A 20,829-nucleotide genomic window follows, 5' to 3' on the forward strand; every position below is an offset into this window, starting at 1 on the left:
ACGTCAGCCCCCCGACCGCGGCAGGGGCAGCTGGACGACCTCGGCGTCCGGCCGAGAGGTGATCAGGGTGGAACCATCCGGCTCGGCGCCCGCCTCGGCCGGCCGCGAGAGGCTCTCCGGGAACGGGTGGGCGGCCTGGACCGGGTCCAGCACGTCCTTGCCGAAGAGGTCCTCGAGCCAGTTGGTCTGGTAGACCGTGTCGAGGTAGCGCTCACCCAGGTCGGGCGCGATGGCGACCGCGGTGGTGTCCGGGCCCCCGTGGCGGGCCAGCCAGCTCGCCGCCCCGCTGACCACCGTGCCGGTGGAGCCGCCGAACAGGAAGCCACGGTGGGCCAGCCGGTGGCAGGTGCGGATCGTGTCCGCCTCCTCGACCATGACCACGTCGTCCACGTAGGACTCGTCGAGCATCTCCGGCCGCTCGCCACTGCCCAGGCCGGGGATCACCCTCTGGCTGGGCGGCCCGCCGAAGGTCACCGAACCGACGCTGTCGACGGCGACGATCTTCACCGGGCGGTCCGACTGCTTGAACCAGCGGGCGCAGCCCATCAGGGTGCCGGTGGTGCCCGCACCCAGGAACAGCACGTCCAGCTCCGGGAAGGCGCGGGCGATCGCCGGCGCCGTCCGGCGGTAGTGCGCTCCCCAGTTGTTCGGGTTGCGGTACTGGTTCAGCCACACGTAGCGGCTGTCGGAGGCGCACATCGCCCGGACGTAGGCCTTCCGGGCCCCGAGCAGGCCGCCCACCGGGTCGGGCTCGGTGACGATGTGGACCTGGCTGCCGAGGGCCTCCATCAGCCGCCGGGTCGACAGGTTGCAGCGCGGGTCGGTCACGCACAGGAACCGGTAGCCCTTGCTCGCCGCGATCATGCTCAGCGCCACGCCCAGGTTCCCCGACGACGACTCGATGATGATCGAGTCCCGGGTGAGGATGCCGTCCCGCTCCGCGGCCTCGACCATCTCGGTGGCGGCCTTGAGCTTGATCGAGCCGGCGAAGTTGAAGCCCTCGCACTTGAGGAACAGCGGGGCGTCGACGATCGACCGCAGGTCCACGTACAGGTCGTCCTCGTTGAAGGCCTGCGGGACGGATATGACGGTCACGGGTGTCTCCTCAGGAGTGGCAGCGCACACGGCTGCGCGTGGGAACCGAGACATCGGGGGGGCTGGGATGGCGCTCGCACTCACCCAGAGAGCGGCGGCCGCGCGGGTGATACACCGGGAGCCGAACCGTTCGGTGGGGGAAGGGGAGGCGGGCGCGGCCGGCGGGGGAGGGACGTCCGGGAGGAACCTGCTCGGACTCGGTCGGGACCATGGCTCCCCTGCACGCTCGCCGGACCCGGCTGGATCGGCGGCACCGCCGGGCGCCGTCGAGCCGGTGTAATGCAGGAAGTCTGTGTTACGGAGAGGTTTCGTCTCCATCAGACATCCGGTGTAGTCCGGACGACCCAGGACCAGGGACCCTGCTCGCGACGCGTGTCGCGGTGTCGACGTGTCGACACCCGCACCGGCCTCCCCGCCGGCGTCGGCCCCTGCGCCTAGCGTGGGCGGCGATGTCCGAGGCACCCCGAACCCCGTCGTCCCCCGTGACCACCGAGCTGCCCGCGGCCGCGCCCGCGGGTGCGACCCCGGCGGGTGCGACCCCGGCGGGTGCGACGCCGTCCGGCGCCGACCCGGCCGGCGCCGCACCGTCCGGACCGCTCCCGTCGGGCCCGGACCGCGCCGGCCCGGTTCCGCCCGCCCCGACGGCGACCGGCCCCATCCCGGTCGGCACGCCCCCCGCGCCGCCGCAGCCGGCCGGCGCTCCCACCCCGGCGCCGGAGGGGGTCCAGCAGACCGGCCCGGTCGCCCGCCGTCCGCGGATTGGGGCCCGCAACCCGTTCCCGCTGACCCGGATGGGCCCGTGGGCGCCGGTCGCCGGTGCGGTGGTCGGCCTGCTCGCCGGCCTGGCCGTCGCGCTGCTGCTCGGCGGGGTCGCCGAGGCCTTCCGGGAGCGCCTCGCGCTGGTCTTCCTCACCGTCGGGCTGGGCATGCTCGGCGCATCCGGGGCGCTGCTGGCCGACGAGGTCCGCCTGGTGCGCCGTGGTGCGCGGGAGGCCGGGATCCGGCCGGCCTGGGTCGAGGCGACGGCCAACCTCATCAACGGGCTGACGCCGGCCCGGCTGCTGCTGCTGACCAGCTCGTTCGTCCTGTTCCTCGCCGCCTACGTCAGCAACTGAGCCGGCCCCGTCCCGGCCTCGGGACGGGGTCCTCCCTTCAGCCGTAGGCCTGCACGGCCAGGTGCACGGCCAGGCCGATGCCGGCGAGGGCGATGAGCCGGCGCAGCAGCTTCTGCGGCGCGCGCCGCACCACCCGCGGGCCGAGGCGCCCGCCGACGAACAGCCCGATCGCCAGCGGCAGCACCGCCGACCAGGCGACCGGCGCGAAGACGGCGAAGCCGATCGCCGCGGTCAGGTTGGCCGCGCCCAGCACCACGTTGCGCAGCGCGTTGCCGACCGCCAGCCCCTCGCCGGTCGAGAGCAGGAACAGCGCCAGGATCATGACGCCGGCCGCAGCGCCGAAGTAGCCGCCGTAGACCGCGACGGCGCAGACGGCTGCCGGCAGCCACCACGGGTCGCGGTGGGTCGGGTGCGCGGCGGCCCCCCGAGCGGCCAGCTCGCGCGGCGGCCGCTGCACCAGCAGCGCGATCGCGGCCCCGGCGATCAGCCACGGCACGATCACCTCGAAGGCGTCCGACGGCGTGAGCAGCAGCAGCGCCGCGCCGGCCGCGCCGCCGAGCACCGCGCCGCCCGTCAGCCGCAGCAGCCGCCGTCCCTGACCGCGCAGCTCCGGCCCGGAGGCGCTCACCGAGCCCGCGCTGTTGAGGACCAGCGCCACCGTGTTGGTCACGTTGGCCGCCACCGGGGGCAGCCCGGCCGCCAGCAGCGCGGGGTAGCTCACCAGCGACGCCAGCCCCGCGATGCTGCCCGTGAGGCCACCGCCGAGTCCGGCCAGCACGAGCAGGGCGAACTCCGCAGGGCTCACCCGCCGTGGCCGTCACGGCCGGGCGCGGCCCGCAGGTCGGCGGGCACGAGCCGCCCCGCGACGATGTCCTCGGCGACGTCGTCCACCACGCGGCCCGCGGCGATCGCCGAGGCGCGCATCGTGGCGATCGCGTCGGTGGCGTCGAGGCCGAAGGAGATGCCGACCAGACCCATGGCCTGCCAGACGTTGGACCGCCGCTGCGCGTGGGGGCTCTCCAGCCAGTCGCTGCCGTCATCGGGGAACTCCGGCCCGGACACCGTGACCGCCAGCTCCTCGGTGGTCAGCCGGGCGACGTACTGCACGTCGGCGCGGTCGAGGGAGGTCAGCCCGGCCGGGTCGCGCACGTACAGGTCGAGGACGACCAGCGGCCCCATCGGCGGTGGCAGCGGCACCGAGAGCACGCCGCGGTAGGTCGTCTCGTTCAGCAGCGAGGCCCACAGCTCCGGCCAGTTGCGCGCGATGTCCTCCAGGGAGAAGGCGATGACCGTGCCGTTGTCCTGCGCGCGCAGGCACGGGCCGTCGCCGACGGTGAACTGCAGGCGCTCGGCGTGCGCGGTCTGCGGGTCGCTGGCGCCGATCGGCGTCCGCAGCATGCCCACGTGCAGGCTCAGCCCGGCCCCGTCGACGCCCAGCGCGGTGGCGCAGGCCCGAGCCAGCCGCGAGGGCAGCAGTTCCGGGCCGGCGAGGTCGGCCGACGAGGAGGTCAGGGCCTTGTCGAAGCGTTCGGCTGCACTCCCGGTCATGGGTCCAGCTTGCCGGGCCGCGTCCGGGACTCCGACACCGGCCGGTCCCGATGGGTCACCGGGTGAGCAGGACGGCGATCGCGACGCACCCCAGCGCGACGATGGCGGCGCGCAGCACGGCCGGGGACAGCCGGCGGCCGAACCGGGCGTCGACGTACCCGCCCAGCAGCGAGCCGGCCGCGACCAGCCCGGCGGCGCGCCAGTCGACGCGGTCGGTCGCCACGACGACGTAGGCCCCGGCGGCGACGCCGTTGACCGCGAGGGTGAGCACGTTCTTGATCGCGTTGAGCCGCTGCAGCGACTCGCGCAGCAGCAGCCCGAAGACGCCGATCTGCAGCACGCCCTGGCTGGCGGCGAAGTAGCCGCCGTAGCTTCCCGTGGCGTACGCGCCGGCGAAGAGGGCGGCGAGCCGACCCGGGCCGATCCGGGACGGCAGCTCCTCCTCGGCACGCCGGCGCGCCAGGGCGCGCGACACGACCGGCTGGACGGCGACGAGGACGACGGCCAGCCCCACGAGGACCGGCACGATCGCCTCGAAGCTGCTGGCCGGCAGGTGCAGCAGGAGGAACGCCCCGGTCAGGGCGCCGAGCACCGAGGCGGGCAGCAGCCGCAGCAGCAGCCAGCGCTGCCCGGCCAGCTCGCGCCGGTACCCCAGGGAGCCGGCGAGGTTGCCCGGCACCAGGCCGAGGGAGTTGCTGATCGTCGCGGTCACCGGCGGCAGGCCGACGGCGAGCAGCACCGGGAAGGTCACCAGCGTGCCGGAGCCGACGACGGCGTTGATGGCACCAGCAGCCAGCCCCGCCGCGGCGACCGCGAGCATCTCCAGCAGCGTCATCGGGGCATCACCGGCGGGCGGGGCACCCTCAGTCCCTGCGGCCGGCGTCGACGACGCGCAGCACGACGGCGCCCTCCTCGTCGGAGGCCTCGAGGTCGACCTCGACGTCGAAGCCCCAGTCGTGGTCGCCGGCCGGGTCGTCGAGGATCTGCCGCACCCGCCACACGCCGGGCTCGGCCTTGTCCCAGATGAGCAGCGCGGGGCCGCGGGCGTCCGCGCCGGTGCCGAGCTCGGCGTGCTCGGCGAAGTAGGCCTGCACCACCTCGCCCCAGCGCTCGGCGTCCCATCCGGAGCCGCGGTCGAGCTCGCCGAGGTCGTACCACCGGCGGCGGGCGAACAGCTCGACCCGTCGGAACAGCTGGTTGCGGACCATCGCGGTGAACGCCCGCTCGTTGCCGGTGAGCGGCCGCGGGCGGACCGGGACGGCGACGGGTGCGTCCAGCGGCTGGTCGGGACTGGTCAGCTGCTCCCACTCGTCCAGCAGCGAGGAGTCCACCTGGCGGACCAGCTCGCCGAGCCACTCGACCAGGTCGGTCACCTCGTCGGTGCGCGCGGCGGCGGGGACGCCGGAGCGCAGCGCCTTGTAGGCGTCGGAGAGGTAGCGCAGCACCGCGCCCTCCGCGCGGGTCAGCCCGTAGGTGTTGACCAGCTCGCGGAAGGTGTAGGCGTTCTCCCACACGTCGCGGACGACGGACTTCGGCGACAGCTGCGCGTCGGCCGCCCACGGGTTGGAGCGGGTGTAGACCTCCAGCGCGTGCTCGAGCAGCTCGGCCAGCGGCTTCGGGTAGCTGATCTCCTCGAGCAGCTCCATGCGCTCCTCGTACTCGATCCCCTCGGCCTTCATCCGGGCCACCGCCTCGCCCTTGGCCTTGTTCAGCTGGGCGGCGAGGATCTGCCGAGGGTCGTCGAGGGTGGCCTCGATGACGCTGACCACGTCGAGGGCGTAGGTGTCCGACTCGGGGTCGAGCAGGTCGATCGCGGCCAGCGCGAAGGTCGACAACGGCTGGTTGAGCGCGAAGTCCGGCGGCAGGTCCACCGTGAGGTCGTGGCGCCGCCCGTCCGGCTCCGGCTGGGCGAGCCGCACCAGCACGCCGGCCTGCAGCAGGGAGCGGGCGATGCCGATCGCCTCGCGGATGTGCCGCAGCTGCCGCTTGCGCGGCTCGTGGTTCTCGGTGAGCAGCCGGCGCATCGCGACGAACGGGTCGCCGGGGCGGTCGACGACGTCGAGCACCATCGCCGTCGACACCCGGAAGTTGCTGGTCAGCGGCTCGGGCTCGGCCTCGACCAGCCGCCGCATGGTGCCCTCCGACCACGGCACCATGCCCTCGGGCGCCTTCTTGCGCACCAGCTTGCGGCGCTTCTTGGGGTCGTCGGCGACCTTGGCGAACTGCCGGAGGTTCTCGACCTCGTGCTCGGGCGCCTGGACGACGACGGTGCCGGCGGTGTCGTAGCCGGCGCGCCCGGCCCGCCCGGCGATCTGGTGGAACTCGCGGGCGTTGAGCAGCCGGGTGCGGGTGCCGTCGTACTTGGACAGCGCGGAGAACACCACGGTGCGGATGGGCACGTTGATGCCCACGCCGAGGGTGTCGGTGCCGCAGATGACCTTGAGCAGGCCGGCCTGGGCCAGCTGCTCCACCAGCCGCCGGTACTTGGGCAGCATCCCGGCGTGGTGCACGCCGATGCCGTGGCGGACCAGTCGCGACAGGGTCGTCCCGAAGGAGGTGGTGAACCGGAAGCCGCCGATCATCTCGGCGATCGCGGCCTTCTCCTCCTTGGTGCACACGTTGACGCTCATCAGCGCCTGCGCGCGCTCCAGCGCCGAGGCCTGGGTGAAGTGGACGACGTAGACCGGCGCCTGCCGCGTGTCGAGCAGCTCCTGGATCGTCTCGTGCATCGGCGTCGTCGCGTAGTAGTGGTGCAGCGGCACCGGGCGCTCGGCACCGGCGACCAGCGCGGTGGGCCGGCCGGTGCGGCGGGTGAGGTCCTCGCGCAACCAGCCGGTGTCGCCCAGGGTGGCGCTCATCAGCAGGAACTGCGCCCTCGGCAGCTCCAGCAGCGGCACCTGCCAGGCCCAGCCGCGGTCCGGGTCGCCGTAGAAGTGGAACTCGTCCATGACGACCAGGCCGATGTCGGCGTCCGCGCCCTCCCGCAGAGCGGTGTTGGCCAGGACCTCGGCGGTGCAGGCGATGATCGGGGCGTCCCGGTTGACCGCGGCGTCGCCGGTGAGCATGCCGACGTTCTCGGCACCGAAGACGCCGCACAGCGCGAAGAACTTCTCGCTCACCAGCGCCTTGATCGGGGCGGTGTAGTAGCTGCGCCGTCCCTCCGCCAGCGCCGCGTACTGCGCGCCGGTGGCCACCAGCGACTTGCCCGAGCCGGTCGGCGTCGCGAGGACGACGTTGGCGCCGCTGACCAGCTCGATCAGCGCCTCCTCCTGGGCCGGGTACAGCACGGTGCCGTTGTCCTGCGCCCAGGCGGCGAAGGAGCTGAACAGCTCGTCGGGGTCGGCGCCGCGCGCCCGCAGGGACGAGAGGTCGGACGGGTCGTCGAGGAGGGGAGGGGCGGTGGCGGTCATCGTGGGGGACAGCGTGCCTGACGCCGGTTCGCTTCCCGGCGGGGCGGCCCGGTTCTGCCGCGCGGAGCCCGGGTAGGCGGGGGGCGGCAGATGCCCACGAACCTGGAGGACCCGTGTCCGAGCCCCGCCCCGAATCCCAGCCCGCCCAGTCGCAGGACGTCCCCGGCACGCTGGGGGAGATGACGCCCAAGCCCGACCACGGGGAGGAGAGCTACCGCGGCTCCGGCCGGCTGACCGGCAAGGCGGCGGTCATCACTGGCGGCGACAGCGGCATCGGCCGCGCCGTCGCCATCGCCTTCGCCCGTGAGGGTGCCGACGTCCTGATCTCCTACCTCAACGAGCACGAGGACGCCGAGGACACCAAGAAGTACGTCGAGGACGCCGGCCGCACGTGCGTGCTGGTCCCCGGGGACCTCGCCGACCGCGCGCACCAGAAGACGATCATCCCCAAGGCCGTCGAGGCCTTCGGCAAGGTCGACATCCTGGTCAACAACGCCGCCTTCCAGATGAGCCACGACTCGCTCGAGGAGATCTCGGACGAGGAGTGGGACCACACGGTGGCGCTCAACCTGACCGCGATGTTCACCCTGACCAAGGACGCCGTACCGCACATGCAGCCGGGGGCGTCGATCATCAACTCGTCGTCGGTCAACTCCGACAACCCGAGTCCCAACCTCATCGCCTACGCGATGACCAAGGCCGGCATCGCCAACTTCACCGCCAGCCTCGCGCAGATGCTGGCCGAGAAGGGCATCCGCGCCAACAGCGTCGCCCCCGGCCCGGTCTGGACGCCGCTGATCCCGGCGACCATGCCGGAGGAGAAGGTGGAGAGCTTCGGGCAGCAGGTGCCGCTGGGCCGGGCCGGGCAGCCTGCCGAGCTCGCGCCGGTCTACGTGCTGCTGGCCAGTGACGAGGCGTCCTACGTCTCCGGCGCCCGGGTCGCGGTCACGGGAGGCAAGCCGATCCTCTGAGCCCTGGGACGGTGCCACGGGCGCGCGCGTGCCCGTGGCACCCCGCTCAGCGCACGGTGCCGACGACGACCGGGTCGGTCCACGGGGTGGCCGAGCCGTCGGCCCGCACACCGCGCACCTGGTAGGCCAGCGAGCCGGCATCGGCGAGGGCGGCGGTCCGCCCGGGATCGTCGGTCGGTGCCGTGCCCCGGCCCTGGGCCAGCTCCAGGTCGATGCAGCCGCCGGTCAGCTCCCGGACCCGCGGGGCGACGCCCTCGGCGGTCACCGTCTGCACCTCCCAGCCGGCCACGGCCTCGTTCCCGGCCGGCGCGAAGCACGCCTCCCAGGTGGTCGACCAGGTGCCGACCGCGGGGTCGACGTCGTCGACCAGCGTCGCCGACGCCAGCACCGGGGCGGCGCCGGTGACGGCGGTGGTCTCCGCCGCCGGGCCCGCTGGTCGTTCGGCGGCCGGCGTCCCCGCCCCGCCCGCCGCACAACCGGCGAGCCCGGCGGCCAGCACGAGGAGCGCGGCCACCGGGCCCGGCGGACGGAGGGACGGCGTCACCACTCGACGGCGCCGAACACCTCACCGTTGAGGACGATCGTGTGCGGCGGGACGACGGCGTCCGCCGGCAGGTCCGTGCCGACGACCGCGCTGCGGTCGCCGATCACCGCGCCGTCCCCGATGGTGCTGCGGAAGACGACCACCTCGTCGCCGAGCCGCACCCGGTCGCCCACCACGGTCGGTGCCTCGGGCCGGCCTGCGGCGACGACCCGGCCACCGCCGTGCACGATCGCGCCGGTGCCGTAGCGGACGTCGTCGCCGACGTGGAGGTCGGTGCCCTCGAGGGCGTGGAAGGTGACGTCGTCGCCCATCCGGTGCACGTGCCCGACCGTGAAGGGCTCACCCTCGTCGGCGCGGACGGCGATCCGCTCACCGGTCCGCTCGGCGAAGCGTGCGAAGGGGTCGGCGAGGTCGACGTCCCCGATCACCCGGTTGCGGAACTCCGGGCGGGCCTGCTCCTCGCCGGCGAAGCTCGGCAGGTCGCGGTCGGGGTTGAACCCGCTACCGCCGGGGTCGACGTTGGCGCCGGTCACCGCGGTCGGGTCCTCGCGGTACAGCTCGGTGTACTCGCGGGCCAGCGACTCGTTGACGTGGATGACGGCCTCGTTGAAGTCGACGTCGCCCTGGTTGATGTAGCGGACCTCGCCCAGCCCCGGGTCGCGGGCCTCGGCGTCGGTGGTGACGTCCTTGCCGGGCAGCACGAGGAAACCGCTGGGCAGGGTCACGCCCGGGGCCACCCGGGCGAGGGCCGAGACGCCGGAGTTGCGCTCGATCGTCGCGCCGTCGACCTGCGCGCCGAAGGAGAGGAACACCGAGCCCGCGCCGACGTCCACGCCGGCCGCCACGACCTCGGCGGGCAGCTCGCTCTCCTCGGTGCCGACGCTGGCCGAGCCGAGCACCGAGGACCCGTGGGCCAGGATGACGCGGTCGCCGACCTCGATGCCGCTGCCGCCGCGGGCGTCGACGGTGACGTTGTCCTGCACGTTCGAGGCCTCGCCGACGGTGATCGGCGCCCCCTCCGACGCGAGCAGCTCGGCGAAGGGACCGACGTAGCCCTGCCGCCCCAGGGTGACGTGCCCGGCGCCCTCGACCGCGGCCGTCGGGTCGATGAAGGTGGCGGCGTCCGCGGTCACGCCGGCCGCGCAGACCGGTCGGTTGGCCTCGGTGGGGGAGCAGCCGTGCGGATCGGTGCGGGCGAGGGCGGTCGGGGCGAAGGCGCCGGCGACCAGGAGGGCGGTCGTCGAGCCGATGAGCACGGTGCGTCGCATGGCGGTGTCCGTCCGTGGGGCCGCTCACCCGGCCGGGGAACGTCTGTAGGCACAGTGGGGCCGGCTGCCCCACGGGTCAACGGCCGTTGGCGGGCCAACCGTGTGGCGCCGCCGTGCGCAGATCGGGTCAGCGCACGGCGACGGTGATCCGGGCGATGTCGGCCGGGCCGACCCGGCAGCACCCCCCGACGAGCCGGGCGCCGGCAGCCAGCCACCTGGGCACCTGGGCCGGGTCCACGCCCCGGGTGCCCGTCCAGCGGCGCGCGCCGGCGTCCCAGCCCTCGCCGCTGTTCGGGTAGGCGACCAGCGGCTTGCCCGACGACGCCGCGGCTGCCAACGACGGGCCGACGGCGGTCGGGTCGGTGCAGTTGACGCCGACGGCCACCACGGCGTCGTTGCCGTACGCCATGGCGAACACCTCCTCGGCCGGCTCGCCGCGGCGGGTGCGGACCACGCCGTCGCCGTCCACCACCGTGGTGAGCGACAGCCACACCGGGACGCCGAGCATGTCGGCCTCCTCCAGCAGCGCCTCGGCCTCGGCTGCGGCCGGCACCGTCTCGCAGGCCAGGACGTCGGCACCGGCGTCGGCCAGCCACTCCATGCGCGGCCGGTGCCACCGCCGGAGCCGGTCGACGCCGATCTCGTCGGCGTAGTCCCCGGTGTACTCGGACCCGTCCGCGAGGGCCGCGCCGTAGGGCCCGACCGACCCGGCGACCCACGCCTCCGGGGCCCCGCGCTCGGCCAGGTGGACCGAGCGGACGACGAGCCGCCGGGCCTCCGCCGCGTCGAGCCCGGCAGCGGCCAGCCCCTCCACCGACACCTGGTAGCTGGCGGTGGTCGCCACCTGGGCGCCGGCTGCGGCGAAGGCGGCGTGCGCGGCGACGACGGCCTCCGGGTCGTCGTGCAGCAGCCGGGCCGACCACAGCGCCGATGACAGGTCGTGCCCCTGCGCCTCCAGCTCGGTGGCCAGGCCACCGTCGAGCAGCACCGTCCCGGCGGCCAGCGCGGTGGCGAGGGGGAAGTCCGGCATGCCCCGATCGTGCCCGGCCCGCCCGGCCTGCGCCGGGTGCCGTTCGCCCGGAGGATCGGGGTCATGGTCTTCATCTGGAACAGCGGGTGGCGCCCGCGCCGGCGCCGGCACGGGCCGGGGTACGGCCGCCGGTACGGCTACGGCCCGGGTTACGGCTACGGGCCGAGGTACGGGTACGGCCACGGGCCGCGCCGCGGCTACGACCGGGACGGCTCCTGCCTGCGCGACCTGCTGTTCCTCAACACCGGGTGCTGCCTGGCCAACGCGATCGGCTGCGGTGTCGACGGGATGTTCCTGGTGCCGACCACGGTGCGGCACGTGCACGCCGCCGGCACCGGCCGGCGCGGGACCCGCGTGCGGGACCGGCTGGTGGCCGCCGTCCGGGTCTACCAGCGCGAGGTCAGTCCCGGGCGACCGCCGTGCTGCCGCTTCGAGCCGACCTGCTCGGCTTACGCCGTCCAGGCGCTGGAACGGCACGGCGCCGCGCGGGGCGGTTGGCTGACGCTGCGCCGGCTGGTGCGCTGCCGTCCCGGCGCGGCCGGCGGCACGGACCCGGTGCCCGCCGCCTGAGCCCGGTCAGCGTCTCGGTCGGGTGGCCGCGACGGCCACGACCAACGGCACGACGCCGAGGACGGCGGTGTCGTACAGCGCGCCCAGGAAGGCCACCGCACCGCCCGGGGACGCCAGCAGCGCCCAGCCGAGGGCGAACAGCGGCAGGGTGACGACGGCGGTGCCCAGGGTGGCGCGCAGCTGCGTGCGGGCGCCGGCGCTGCGCGTCCCCAGTCCGACGACGAGGGCCGGTACGAAGGTGAACAGCCAGTGGAAGACCGGGATGACCGCGCCTCCCACCTGGTCGGCGAGCGCAGCGGAGTAGAGGGCGTTCCACGCGAGGGCGAACGCCGACGCGAGGGCCAGCAGCCACCAGGTCACCGGGACGAGGCGCCCCGGCAGCGACCGCGGGCGCGCGAGGACGCCGGCCACGCCCAGGCAGAGCACGGCCGCCCCGAGCACCAGACCGACGGTGGCCGCCGGCACGTCGGCGACCTGCCAGCCCGCGGTGGTCCGCACGGGGGAGGGCCACTCGACGAGGGTGCCGACCCCTGTCGCGGCGCAGGTCAGCGCGGCGGCCGCCACCGCGATCGCGGCCGGCCGGGCGGACGCGGTCCTCGTCCGCGTGTCGGTGGTCACGGGCGGCAGCCTGGCACGGCCGCGGGCCCCGGCAGGGGTGCGGGACCGTCCGTGTCGCCACACTGGGGGACGTGCCGGCCATCGACGACGCCTCCGGGGACCTGCCGGTGACCGGCTCGCTCGTCCTGCCGGCGGCCGCGCTGCACTGGCGGTTCTCCCGCTCGTCGGGCCCGGGCGGGCAGGGCGTCAACACCGCCGACTCCCGGGTGGAGCTGTCCGTCGCGCCGCTGGAGCTGCCGGGTCTGACCGGGGTCCAGCGGCAGCGGCTGGCCGCGCGCCTGGCCGGCCGGATGGTGGACGGCGTCCTCACCGTGGCCGCGAGCGAGCACCGTCAGCAGCTGCGCAACCGGCAGGCCGCCCGGGAGCGGCTGGCCGCCGTCCTGCGCGCGGCGCTGGCCCCGCCACCCCCTGCCCGCCGGCGCACGAAGCCCACGCGCGGCTCGCAGGAGCGGCGCATCGAGGCCAAGAAGCAGCGCGGGGAGCTCAAGAGGCAGCGTCGCCGCTGGGACTGACGGCCGGGTGCTCCTCCCGGAGGCTCGACCCCTGCTTCCTCCTGGGAGCAGGGGTCGAGCCTCCGGGAGGGAGCTCAGGTGGGCTCGGTGGCGCCGGTGGTCTCGGCCCGCCGTCGCTCCAGGAAGGCGCGCTCGGTGGCGTTGCCGGTCAGCGCGAGCGCTGCGTCGTAGGCCGCGGCGGCCTCGGCACACCGCCCCAGGCGGCGCAGCAGGTCGGCCCGGACGGCGGGCAGCAGGTGCGAGCGCGGCAGGTCGAGCCCGTCGAGCAGCGCCAGCGCCGCCGCGGGGCCGTGCACCTCGGCCACCGCGACGGCGCGGTTGAGCGCCACCACCGGGCTCGGCGTCAGCGCCATCAGGTGGTCGTAGAGCGCGAGCACCTGGGCCCAGTCGGTGGCGGCGGCGGTCGCGGCGTCGCTGTGCACCGCCTGGATCGCCGCTTGCACCTGGTACGGCCCCGGGGCCCCGCGGCGGAGACAGCGGCGCACCAGCTCCTGCCCCTCGGCGATCAGCGCGGCGTCCCACCGCGACCGGTCCTGCTCGGGCAGCGGCACCAGCGACCCGTCCGGTGCGACCCGGGTGGCCCGGCGCGACTCGCTGAGCAGCACCAGCGCGAGCAGGCCGAGCACCTCGGGCTCGTCGGGCATGAGCTCGGCCAGCTCGCGGGCCAGCCGGACCGCCTCCGCGCACAGGTCGGTGCGCACCAGCCGGTCGCCGGCCGAGGCGGTGTGCCCCTCCGAGTAGACGAGGTAGACCACGGCGAGGACGCCGGACAGCCGGTCGGGCAGGTCGGCCTCGGCCGGCACCCGGTAGGGGATGCGGGCGTCGCGGATCTTGGCCTTGGCCCGCACCAGGCGCTGCGCCATCGTCGCCTCGGGCACGAGGAAGGCGCGCGCGATCTCGGCGGTGGTCAGCCCGCCGACCAGCCGCAGGGTCAGGGCCACGCGGGCGGCGGGGGCCAGGGCGGGGTGGCAGCAGGTGAAGAGCATGCGCAGCCGGTCGTCGCGCACGGCGCCCTCCTCGGGCGGCGGGTCGGGGTCGTGCAGGAGTGCGGCGGCCCGGTGCCGGTCGGCGCGGGTCGACTCGCGCCGCAGCCGGTCGATCGCCCGGTTGCGGGCGGTGGTGACGATCCAGCCGGCCGGGCTGGGCGGGACCCCCTCGGCCGGCCAGCGCGCGACCGCGGTGGTGAAGGCGTCCTGGACCGCCTCCTCGGCGGCGTCGATGTCGCCGAGGAGGCGGGTCAGGACGGCGACCGCGCGCCCGTAGGACTCGCGGAAGACCCGCTCGACCTGAGCGGCCGGGACAGCCGACACGGCGTCGGTCAGCAGCTCGGTCCGCCGTGCAGCGGCCGCACCTCGATCGGCAGGGTGATCGCGCGGGCGAGCTTGCGGCCCCACTCGAGTGCGGCGTCGATGTCCGGGGCCTCGACGACGGTGAACCCGCCGACGTGTTCCCTGCCCTCGAGGTAGGGCCCGTCGGTCAGCAGGACCTCGTCCCCGGAGGGGCGGGCCACGGTGGCGGTGTCCGGCGGGTGCAGACCTCCGGCGAAGACCCAGGCGCCCGCCTCGCGCATCTCGCGGTTGACCGCGTCCAGGTCGCGCATGATCGGCTCCAGCACCTCCGCCGGCGGCTCCCCGCCGTCGGGCTGGTAGATGGTGAGCAGGTACTGCGCCATCGTGTCCTCCTCGGGTCGGCGGCCGGCTCCCTGCCGGCCCGCTCACCCCCTGTACGAACGGACCGGCCGCGGATCGACACCGAAGCAGATGCGGATCCCCGTGGCGAGCCACGGACGTCCCGCCTCCGGGGAGCCCGGTGAGCAGTTCGGTTCCGGGCGCCGATCAGACCCGCGGCGGCCGCACCAGCAGCCAGAGGGACAGCGTGCCGTCGGAGCTGTCCATCGCGCGGTCGACGTCGAAGCCGACCCGCCGCAGGAACCGGACGGCTGCCCAGGTCGAGACGACGGTGGCGGCGGGCAGCCCGGTGGTGTCGCAGTGGGCGAGCCCGGGGGCCAGCAGCGCCGTTCCGTAGCCGCGGCGCCGGCTGCTGGGCCGGGTGCCCAGGTGGGACAGCCACCAGTGCGGGCCGGCCGGGCGGGCGGCGTCGACCAGCTCGCGGGTCCGGCGGACGGCGTCCCAGCGGGAGCCGGTGACGTGCGGCAGCTCCTGCGCCAGCGCGACCCGGACGTCGTCCGGGAGCGGCCGGGTGCCCGGCGCGCCCTCGGGCGCCTCCCAGGCGGCCACGGCGCTGACGTCCTCGGTGACCCACCCGGTGCCCGTGGAGACCGCCCGGTGGCCGGCGTCGAGCTCGTGCAGCCGGGTCAGCCGCTGCAGCCGGCCGTCGTCCGGCAGCGCCCAGCGGGCCCACCGCGACGTGGCCTGCACGAGGGTCAGGGTGGCGGCGATCCGCGGCACGTCACGCTGCTCGGCGAGGCGGACCGAGGGGGCGCCGAGGTGCACGGAGATCACGCGGTCGGCCACCCGGCCAGCGTAGGCGTGCCCTAACAGCCGCCGTCCGGACGGCGTGAGGTCCCCGGAACGCAGGCTTGACGCCGCTGCCGCGGCCGGGAAACCGGCGCCCCCGACGCTCGTCCCCGTGACCGCGACCGCCCTGCCCGGAGTGCTCGCCGGGGTCGGCCCGCGTACCCGGACGACACGGACCCACTGCCCGTACTGCTCGCTGCAGTGCGGGGTCACGATGACCGCCGGCGACCGCCCGGCGACGCTGCAGCCGGCCGACTTCCCGACCAACCGCGGCGGCCTGTGCTCCAAGGGGTGGTCGGCGCCGGAGCTGCTCGACCACCCCGAGCGGCTGACCCGCCCGCTGGTCCGCGCCGTCGCCGGTGACCGCGCCAGCCCGCTGGTGGAGGCGACCTGGGACGACGCGCTGGACCGGCTCGTCGCGGCGATCCAGCGGACCCAGGCCGAGCACGGTCGCGACGCCGTCGGCTGCTTCGGCGGCGGCGGGCTGACCAACGAGCAGGCCTACCAGTTCGGCAAGTTCGCCCGGGTCGCGCTGCGCACCTCACGGATCGACTACAACGGCCGGTGGTGCATGTCCTCGGCGGCCGGGGCGGCCAACCGCGCCTTCGGTCTCGACCGCGGCATGCCGTTCCCCCTCGCCGACGTCGCCGCGGCCGACGTCGTCGTCCTGGTCGGGTCCAACCCCGCCGACACCATGCCGCCGGCCATGCAGTGGTTCGACGCCGGCCGCGAGCGCGGCGCCCAGCACGTCGTGGTCGACCCCCGCCGGACGGCGACCGCCCGCAACGCCGCATGGCACCTGCAGCCGCTGCCCGGCACCGACCTGGCGCTGGCCAACGGTCTGCTGCACATCGCGATCGCCGAGGGCCTGGTCGACGAGGGCTACGTGGCCGCGCGCACCACCGGCTTCGACCACGTCCGCGCCGGAGTGGCCGCCTACTGGCCCGACCGCGTGGAGCGGCTGACCGGCGTCCCCGTCGCCGACCAGCGCCGCACCGTCTTCGCCCTCGCCCGGGCGGAGCGGGCCATGGTGCTCACCGCCCGCGGCGCCGAGCAGCACCGCAGCGGCACCGACACCGCGCAGGCGTGGATCAACCTCGCGCTGGCCCTCGGCCTGCCCGGCCGCGAGGGCAGCGGCTGGGCCACCGTGACCGGCCAGGGCAACGGGCAGGGCGGCCGCGAGCACGGGCAGAAGGCCGACCAGCTGCCCGGTTACCGCAGGCTCGCCGACCCCGCCGCCCGCGCGCACGTCGCCGCCGTCTGGGGCGTGGACCCCGGTGACCTGCCGCAGCCGGGACCGTCCGCCTTCGAGCTGCTCGACGCGCTCGGCACTGACGGCGGCGTGCGCACCCTGCTGGTGCTCGCCTCCAACGTCGCGGTCTCCGCCCCCGACGCCCGTCGGGTGACGAGCCGGCTGCGCGACCTGGACTTCCTCGCCGTCAGCGACTTCTTCCTCTCCGAGACCGCCGAGCTCGCCGACGTCGTCCTGCCCAGCGCCATGTGGGCCGAGGAGGACGGCACGATGACCAACCTCGAGGGGCGGGTCATCCGGCGCCGGCGCGCACTGGACCCACCGGACGGCGTCCGCGACGACCTGCAGCTGCTCGCCGAGCTGGCCGGACGGCTGGGGGCCGGGCACCTGTTCTCCGCCGACCCGGAGACGGTCTTCGCCGAGCTCGGCCGGGCCAGCGCCGGGGGGGCGGCCGACTACTCCGGCATCACCTACCGGCGCATCGACGACGAGCAAGGCGTCTTCTGGCCCTGCCCCTTGCCGGACCACCCCGGCACCCCGCGGCTGTTCCTCGACCGCTTCGCCACCCCGGACGGACGGGCGCGCTTCCTCCGCGTCGAGCACGTCGAGGCCCACGAGCGGCCCGACGCGGAGTACCCGTACGTGCTCACCACCGGCCGGGTCCTGGCGCAGTACCAGTCGGGCACCCAGACCCGACGCTCGCGCAGCCTGCAGCTGGTGGCTCCGCTGCCGCGCGCCGAGCTGCACCCCGACCTCGCCCGGCACCTGGGCATCGGCCCGGACGACGTGGTCGAGCTCGCCACCCGCCGCGGCCGCGCGCGCTTCTCGGCGCACCTGACCGACGACATCCGGCCCGACGTCGTCTTCGCCCCCTTCCACTGGGGCGGGGGCTCCAGTGCCAACGCGCTCACCGACGCCGACGCGCTCGACCCGACGTCGGGGATGCCGGCCTTCAAGGTCTGCGCGGTCGCCGTCTCCCGCGTCGCCGGCCCGGTCGAGCGACTGCCCGCCCCCGACGCCGCCACCCAGCCCGAGCCCCGCCCCCACGAGCAGCCCGCGGCGCGCACCCCGCTCCCGCCGTCCCGCCCCGTCCCGAGGAGGACCCCCCGCGTGAAGAGCACACCCCGCTTCCTGCAAGGCGTGTACCCGGTCACGGGGGAGGGCCTGGACAAGCCGGGCCCGATCGACCCCGCGCTGCGGTACACCGTGCCGTCCGGCGCCAGCGCACAGGCCCTGTACTTCCGCGGCGGCAACTCCTCCGACCACCTGGTGTACGTGCTGCTGGTCCGCGACGGGGCGCCGATGCGCTGGTTCCCGATCGGCGCGAAGGGCGACGTGCACGTCCCGCTGCGGGTCGTCGAGGACCTGCCCGGCGGCACGGTCGTCGAGCTGCAGGCCGCTGCGCCGATCGGTGTGACCGGTGAGCTGGTCATCGACCTCGGGCTGGTGGAGGTGTGATGACAGCCGTCCTCGGAGGCCGGCCGGCCGGCCTGACGTCCCTCCACCTCGACGCCGACGAGCTCGACGAGCGCGCCGCGCTGGTCGTCGTGGGCAACGGCATGGCCGGCACCCGGCTGGTCGAGGAGGTCCTCGAGCGCGGCGGCGGCGACCAGTTCCGCATCACCGTCCTCGGCGACGAGCCGCACGGCAACTACAACCGGATCATGCTCTCGCCGGTGCTGGCCGGGGAGTCGCACGAGGACGACATCGTCCTCAACAGCCACGACTGGTACGCCGACAACGGCGTGCACCTGCGGGCCGGCGTCCGGGCCGAGCGCATCGACACCGCCGCCAAGACCGTGCTCGGCTCCGACGGCTCGGTCACCCCCTACGACCACCTGGTGCTGGCCACCGGCAGCTACTCGTTCATCCCGCCGATGACCGGCGTGCGGCGAGCGGACGGCAACCTGCTGCCCGGCGTGTTCGGCTTCCGCACCATCGACGAGACCCGGGACATGCTCGCCGCGACGCAGCGCTGCCGGAGGGCCGTCGTCATGGGCGGCGGGCTGCTCGGGCTGGAGGCGGCCCGCGCGCTGCAGGGGCACGGTCTGCAGGTCGACCTCGTGCACGCCATGCCGTGGCTGATGAACGCCCAGCTCGACGCCGAGGCCGGCGCGATCCTGAAGAGGAGCGTGGAGTCGCTGGGGATCACCGTCCACCTCGACGTCCTGGCCACCGAGGTGCTCGGCGCCGAGCACGTCGAGGGTGTGGTGTTGAAGGACGGCCGGCGGCTGGACTGCGACCTGCTCGTCGTCGCCGCGGGCGTCCGGCCGCACACCGACGTCGCCCTCCGGTCCGGCCTGGAGGTCGAGCGCGGCATCGTCGTCGACGACCAGCTGCGCACCGACGACCCCGACGTCTACGCCATCGGCGAGTGCGCGCAGCACCGCGGTTCGGTCTACGGCCTGGTGGCCCCGGCGTGGGAGCACGCCCGCGTGCTCGCCGACGTGCTGACCGGCGCCGACCCGGACGCCGAGTACCACGGCAGCCGGACGGCGACCAAGCTCAAGGTCGCCGGCGTCGACGTCGCCACCATGGGCGTCAACACCCCCCAGCGGGAGGACGACGAGTTCCTCGTCATCTCCGAGCCCAGGCGCGGCGTGCACCTGTCGGTGGTCATCCGCGACGACCGGCTCATCGGCGCCACCCTGCTCGGCGACACCCGCAAGGTCGCCTACCTGACCCAGGCCTTCGACCGCGGCGCCCCGCTGCCGGAGGAGCGGATCCGGCTGCTGGTCGACCTCTCCGACGGCGCCGAGGAGGTGGGTGTCGCCGACATGCCCGCCGACTCGCAGGTGTGCAACTGCAACGGGGTGTCGAAGGGTGACATCTGCGGTGCGGTGTCCGGCGGCTGCGGCAGCGTCGGCGAGGTGATGGACCGCACCCGCGCCGGCAAGGGGTGCGGCTCCTGCAAGTCGCTGGTCAAGCAGATCGTCGAGTGGGCTGCCGACGGCGACCTCGCGGAGGACCCCGCCGCCTTGTACTACGTGCCCGGCGTCCCGATGGCCAAGCCCGAGCTGATGGCCGCCATCCGGGAGCAGGACCTGCGCAGCGTCTCCGCCGTCTTCGCCGCCCTCGCCCCGGACGGCAAGGACGACGCCAGGTCGAAGATGGGTCTGACCTCGCTGCTCAAGATGATGTGGGGGCACGAGCACCTGCCGGAGAAGGACGCCGAGTTCATCAACGACCGCGTGCACGCCAACATCCAGCGCGACGGCACCTTCTCCGTCGTCCCGCAGATGAAGGGCGGCGTCACGACCCCGGCCCAGCTGCGCCGCATCGCCGAGGTGGCCGAGAAGTACGAGGTGCCCATGGTCAAGGTGACCGGTGGGCAGCGCATCGACCTGCTGGGCGTGCGCAAGGAGGACCTGCCGGCGATGTGGGACGACCTCGGCATGCCGTCCGGGTACGCCTACGGCAAGAGCTTCCGCACCGTGAAGACCTGCGTGGGCAGCGACTTCTGCCGCTTCGGCCTCGGCGACTCGACCCAGCTGGGCATCGACCTCGAGACCCGGTTCCAGGGCATCGAGAGCCCGGCGAAGATGAAGCTCGCCGTCGTCGGCTGCCCGCGCAACTGCGCCGAGGCCTACGTCAAGGACGTCGGGGTCGTGGCCGTCGGCAACGGCAAGTGGGAGGTGTACGTCGGCGGCGCCGCCGGGGCCACCGTCCGCAAGGGCGACCTGCTGGCCACCGTCGACTCCCCGGAGGAGGTCCTGCGGCTGACCGGCCGGTTCCTGCAGTACTACCGCGAGAACGCCAACTGGCTGGAGCGCACCTACGACTTCGTGCCCCGCGTCGGGCTGGAGCGGATCCGGTCGGTCCTGCTCGATGACGGCGAGGGGATCGTGGCCGACCTGGACGCCGGCATGCAGCGCTCGATCGACGCCTACACCGACCCCTGGGGCCAGGACGGCGTGGAGCCGGCCACCCCCGGCCAGTTCCGCACCGCGCTGCCGCTGGTCGCGCTGCCGAAGGTGCCGGTCCGATGAGCGCGCCGCACCTCGAGGCGGCCCGGCCGACCACCCCCGGCACCGAGGTCGGCACGCCGGCCACCGACGTCGCCGTCCCGGGCCCGGCGGCGCCGGTCCGCGGGGAGGGCCATGTCGTCGGCCGCGTGGACGAGGTGCCGCCGGGGGAGGGGCGGGCGTTCGTGGCCGGGGGCGTGCAGGTCGCCGTCTTCCGGCTGCGGGACGGATCGCTGCACGCCACGCAGGCCGCCTGCCCGCACGCCGGCGGTCCGCTCGCCGACGGGCAGACCGACGTGGACGTGCTGGTGTGCCCGCTGCACCTCTACGCCTACCGGTGGAGCGACGGCGCCTCGACGTCCGGGGCGGCGCCGATCCGCGTCCACCGCGTGCGGGAGGTCGACGGCGACATCGTCGTCGAGGTGTAGGACCACCCTCCTCCCACGCCCCGCAC

Annotated in this window: 19 protein-coding genes; 7 read left to right on the top strand and 12 right to left on the bottom strand. The window is 75.1% G+C overall.

The window, feature by feature from the left end:
- Positions 1-3 precede the first annotated feature (3 nt).
- The gene (sbnA, locus tag ACWIX3_RS15020) at positions 4-1,095 is read right to left on the bottom strand and encodes a 2,3-diaminopropionate biosynthesis protein SbnA (protein ID WP_448608155.1); all 1,092 of its coding nucleotides are present in this window, start codon (positions 1,093-1,095) and stop codon (positions 4-6) included.
- A 449-nt stretch (positions 1,096-1,544) separates the two neighbouring features.
- On the opposite strand from sbnA, the gene ACWIX3_RS15025 reads away from it, so the two are divergent.
- The gene (locus tag ACWIX3_RS15025; RefSeq protein WP_448608156.1) at positions 1,545-2,210 is read left to right on the top strand and encodes a hypothetical protein; all 666 of its coding nucleotides are present in this window, start codon (positions 1,545-1,547) and stop codon (positions 2,208-2,210) included.
- A 37-nt stretch (positions 2,211-2,247) separates the two neighbouring features.
- On the opposite strand, the gene ACWIX3_RS15030 is transcribed toward ACWIX3_RS15025, so the two are convergent.
- The 4 genes from ACWIX3_RS15030 to ACWIX3_RS15045 are packed head-to-tail and all read right to left on the bottom strand — an operon-like array spanning position 2,248 to position 7,168.
- Positions 2,248-3,015 (bottom strand): sulfite exporter TauE/SafE family protein, encoded by a 768-nt coding sequence (locus tag ACWIX3_RS15030; RefSeq protein ID WP_448608157.1) that lies wholly within the window; start codon positions 3,013-3,015, stop codon positions 2,248-2,250.
- Positions 3,012-3,758 (bottom strand): hypothetical protein, encoded by a 747-nt coding sequence (locus ACWIX3_RS15035; protein WP_448608158.1) that lies wholly within the window; start codon positions 3,756-3,758, stop codon positions 3,012-3,014. The genes ACWIX3_RS15030 and ACWIX3_RS15035 overlap by 4 nt, the downstream gene beginning before the upstream one ends.
- Positions 3,759-3,813: 55 nt before the next feature.
- Positions 3,814-4,593: a sulfite exporter TauE/SafE family protein gene (locus tag ACWIX3_RS15040; RefSeq protein WP_448608159.1), complete on the bottom strand. Its 780-nt coding sequence runs from the start codon at positions 4,591-4,593 to the stop codon at positions 3,814-3,816.
- Positions 4,594-4,621: 28 nt separating this feature from the next.
- Positions 4,622-7,168, bottom strand: coding sequence for a DEAD/DEAH box helicase (locus tag ACWIX3_RS15045; protein WP_448608160.1), 2,547 nt, complete (start codon positions 7,166-7,168; stop codon positions 4,622-4,624).
- 113 nt (positions 7,169-7,281) lie between these two features.
- On the opposite strand from ACWIX3_RS15045, the gene ACWIX3_RS15050 reads away from it, so the two are divergent.
- Positions 7,282-8,139 carry a glucose 1-dehydrogenase gene (locus tag ACWIX3_RS15050; RefSeq protein ID WP_448608161.1) on the top strand — a complete coding sequence of 286 codons (858 nt, stop codon included), beginning with the start codon at positions 7,282-7,284 and terminating at the stop codon, positions 8,137-8,139.
- Positions 8,140-8,185: 46 nt separating this feature from the next.
- On the opposite strand, the gene ACWIX3_RS15055 is transcribed toward ACWIX3_RS15050, so the two are convergent.
- The 3 genes from ACWIX3_RS15055 to mmuM form a co-directional block, all read right to left on the bottom strand.
- Positions 8,186-8,683, bottom strand: a complete 498-nt coding sequence (locus ACWIX3_RS15055; protein ID WP_448608162.1) for a hypothetical protein — start codon at positions 8,681-8,683, stop codon at positions 8,186-8,188.
- Positions 8,680-9,951, bottom strand: coding sequence for a hypothetical protein (locus ACWIX3_RS15060; RefSeq protein WP_448608163.1), 1,272 nt, complete (start codon positions 9,949-9,951; stop codon positions 8,680-8,682). Before ACWIX3_RS15060 ends, ACWIX3_RS15055 begins: the two co-directional genes overlap by 4 nt.
- Positions 9,952-10,078: 127 nt before the next feature.
- Entirely contained in the window at positions 10,079-10,981 is a 903-nt protein-coding gene (mmuM, locus tag ACWIX3_RS15065; protein ID WP_448608164.1) for a homocysteine S-methyltransferase, read from the bottom strand.
- A 9-nt stretch (positions 10,982-10,990) separates the two neighbouring features.
- Here mmuM and yidD point away from each other — a divergent pair, with 9 nt between their 5' ends.
- A complete protein-coding gene (yidD, locus tag ACWIX3_RS15070; protein WP_448608165.1) occupies positions 10,991-11,551 on the top strand; it encodes a membrane protein insertion efficiency factor YidD in 561 nt (186 codons plus the stop codon).
- Between the two features lie 6 nt (positions 11,552-11,557).
- Here yidD and ACWIX3_RS15075 read toward each other — a convergent pair whose 3' ends face one another.
- On the bottom strand, positions 11,558-12,169 hold the full coding sequence (locus tag ACWIX3_RS15075; RefSeq protein WP_448608166.1) for a hypothetical protein: 612 nt from the start codon (positions 12,167-12,169) through the stop codon (positions 11,558-11,560).
- Between the two features lie 71 nt (positions 12,170-12,240).
- Between ACWIX3_RS15075 and arfB the strand changes: the two genes are divergently transcribed.
- A complete protein-coding gene (gene arfB / locus ACWIX3_RS15080) occupies positions 12,241-12,681 on the top strand; it encodes an alternative ribosome rescue aminoacyl-tRNA hydrolase ArfB (RefSeq protein ID WP_448608167.1) in 441 nt (146 codons plus the stop codon).
- Positions 12,682-12,755: 74 nt separating this feature from the next.
- Here arfB and ACWIX3_RS15085 read toward each other — a convergent pair whose 3' ends face one another.
- From ACWIX3_RS15085 to ACWIX3_RS15095, 3 genes are all read right to left on the bottom strand, one after another.
- The gene (locus ACWIX3_RS15085) at positions 12,756-13,991 is read right to left on the bottom strand and encodes an RNA polymerase sigma factor (protein WP_448608168.1); all 1,236 of its coding nucleotides are present in this window, start codon (positions 13,989-13,991) and stop codon (positions 12,756-12,758) included.
- An 8-nt stretch (positions 13,992-13,999) separates the two neighbouring features.
- The gene (locus ACWIX3_RS15090; RefSeq protein WP_448608169.1) at positions 14,000-14,353 is read right to left on the bottom strand and encodes a YciI family protein; all 354 of its coding nucleotides are present in this window, start codon (positions 14,351-14,353) and stop codon (positions 14,000-14,002) included.
- 163 nt (positions 14,354-14,516) lie between these two features.
- A complete protein-coding gene (locus ACWIX3_RS15095; RefSeq protein ID WP_448608170.1) occupies positions 14,517-15,155 on the bottom strand; it encodes a GNAT family N-acetyltransferase in 639 nt (212 codons plus the stop codon).
- A 115-nt stretch (positions 15,156-15,270) separates the two neighbouring features.
- On the opposite strand from ACWIX3_RS15095, the gene ACWIX3_RS15100 reads away from it, so the two are divergent.
- The 3 genes from ACWIX3_RS15100 to ACWIX3_RS15110 are packed head-to-tail and all read left to right on the top strand — an operon-like array spanning position 15,271 to position 20,803.
- Positions 15,271-17,868, top strand: coding sequence for a molybdopterin oxidoreductase family protein (locus ACWIX3_RS15100; protein ID WP_448608171.1), 2,598 nt, complete (start codon positions 15,271-15,273; stop codon positions 17,866-17,868).
- Positions 17,868-20,399: a nitrite reductase large subunit NirB gene (gene nirB, locus ACWIX3_RS15105; protein ID WP_448608172.1), complete on the top strand. Its 2,532-nt coding sequence runs from the start codon at positions 17,868-17,870 to the stop codon at positions 20,397-20,399. Before ACWIX3_RS15100 ends, nirB begins: the two co-directional genes overlap by 1 nt.
- Positions 20,396-20,803 (top strand): Rieske (2Fe-2S) protein, encoded by a 408-nt coding sequence (locus ACWIX3_RS15110; RefSeq protein ID WP_448608173.1) that lies wholly within the window; start codon positions 20,396-20,398, stop codon positions 20,801-20,803. Before nirB ends, ACWIX3_RS15110 begins: the two co-directional genes overlap by 4 nt.
- The last annotated feature ends 26 nt before the right edge of the window (positions 20,804-20,829 follow it).

The sequence above is a fragment of the Geodermatophilus sp. URMC 60 genome, from assembly GCF_053502585.1.